A 1,297-nucleotide genomic window follows, 5' to 3' on the forward strand; every position below is an offset into this window, starting at 1 on the left:
GACGCGGCGCTGCTGTTCGGCGGCGGGCTGCGCGTCCTCCCCCGGCGCGCGGCCACCGGCGGCACCGCCGCCGGCCGGTCCGGTGGGACCGGCGGAGAAGAGCACAGGAACCCAGGCGGGGGCTCGAGCCCCGGCGACACGACGAACCGGCGACGACGATGAGCAGAGACGACGACCACACGGCGAGCGACCTGTCCCACCTGCGCGGCGGCGAGGCCCCGCGCAACCACGACGCCCGGACGATCGCGGCGCTGACCGCCAACCCCGGCTGCGCGCGGCGCGGGGTGATGGACGCCGCCGCCGTGGACAAGGACGCCGTCGCGCGGCACCTGGGGTTCGCCGCGCCGTTCGGGCAGTCGCAGTTCGCGATCACCCGCGGGAACGCGTTCGAGGCGCAGGTGAAGGCCGACGGCTGCGCCGAACTGCTGGCGCTGCTGCGCGACCGGCTCGGGCTGGAGATCCCGGAGGTCTCCTACGACGACCTGGAGTCGGTCGGCACCGAGAGCCGCGAGGTGCGGCACGCCCGCACCCGGCACCTGATGGCGCGCGCGCTGGAGTCGGGCGACGGGACGCTGTTCGACCATCCGCTGCTGCGCCTGGACATCGCCGGGCAGCGCGCCTACCTGGAGCCGGACGTCATCGCGTTCCAGCTCGGCGGCCGGTTCCACGTCGTGGAGGTCAAGTCGTTCGCCGTGGTGGACGGCCAGGCCGAGCCGGAGCAGGTCGCGGCGGCGGCCCGGCAGTCGGCGGTGTACGTGCTGGCGCTGCGCGAGCTGGTGGAGGGCCTGGGGCACGATCCGGAGCGCGTGTCGCACGAGGTGTTCCTGGTGTGCCCGGAGAACTTCTCGAACCGTCCGACCGCCACGCCGGTGGACGTCCGGCCGCAGCTCGCGGTGGTGAGGCGGCAGCTCGCGCGGCTCACCCGCGCCGAGGACATCGCCCGGGAGATGCCGGACGGACTGACGTTCGCGCTCGGCGACGGCCTGCCCGAGGCGGTGCGCGCGGTAGAGGCCCGGTACGCGCCCGAGTGCATGTCGAGCTGCGAGATGGCGCTGTTCTGCCGGGACGAGGCGCGCGCCTGCGGGGCGACGGGGACGCTGGGACGGTCCGTCCGCGACGAGCTCGGCGGCGTGGACAGCGTCGTGACGGCGCTGGAGCTCGCGCGGGGCGTGCGGGAGCCGTCGGAGGACATGGCCGAGACGGCCGAGCAACTGCGCGTCGCGGCGCGGCTGCGCCGGGAGGCGCTCGCGTCGGCTCCGGCGCCCGCCGTCCCGGCTCGGGGCGCCGTCCCGCCGGC

1 protein-coding gene is annotated in these 1,297 nt (G+C 76.2%); it reads left to right on the forward strand.

The annotated features are described in order from the left end of the window. Window positions 1-158 precede the first annotated feature (158 nt). Window positions 159-1,297, forward strand: a 1,139-nt coding sequence (locus tag DZF91_RS23640) for a hypothetical protein (RefSeq protein WP_117359531.1), incomplete at its 3' end; no start/stop codon positions are given.

The organism is Actinomadura logoneensis (assembly GCF_003428695.1).
In the GTDB taxonomy this organism is placed as follows: Bacteria; Actinomycetota; Actinomycetes; order Streptosporangiales; family Streptosporangiaceae; genus Spirillospora; species Spirillospora logoneensis.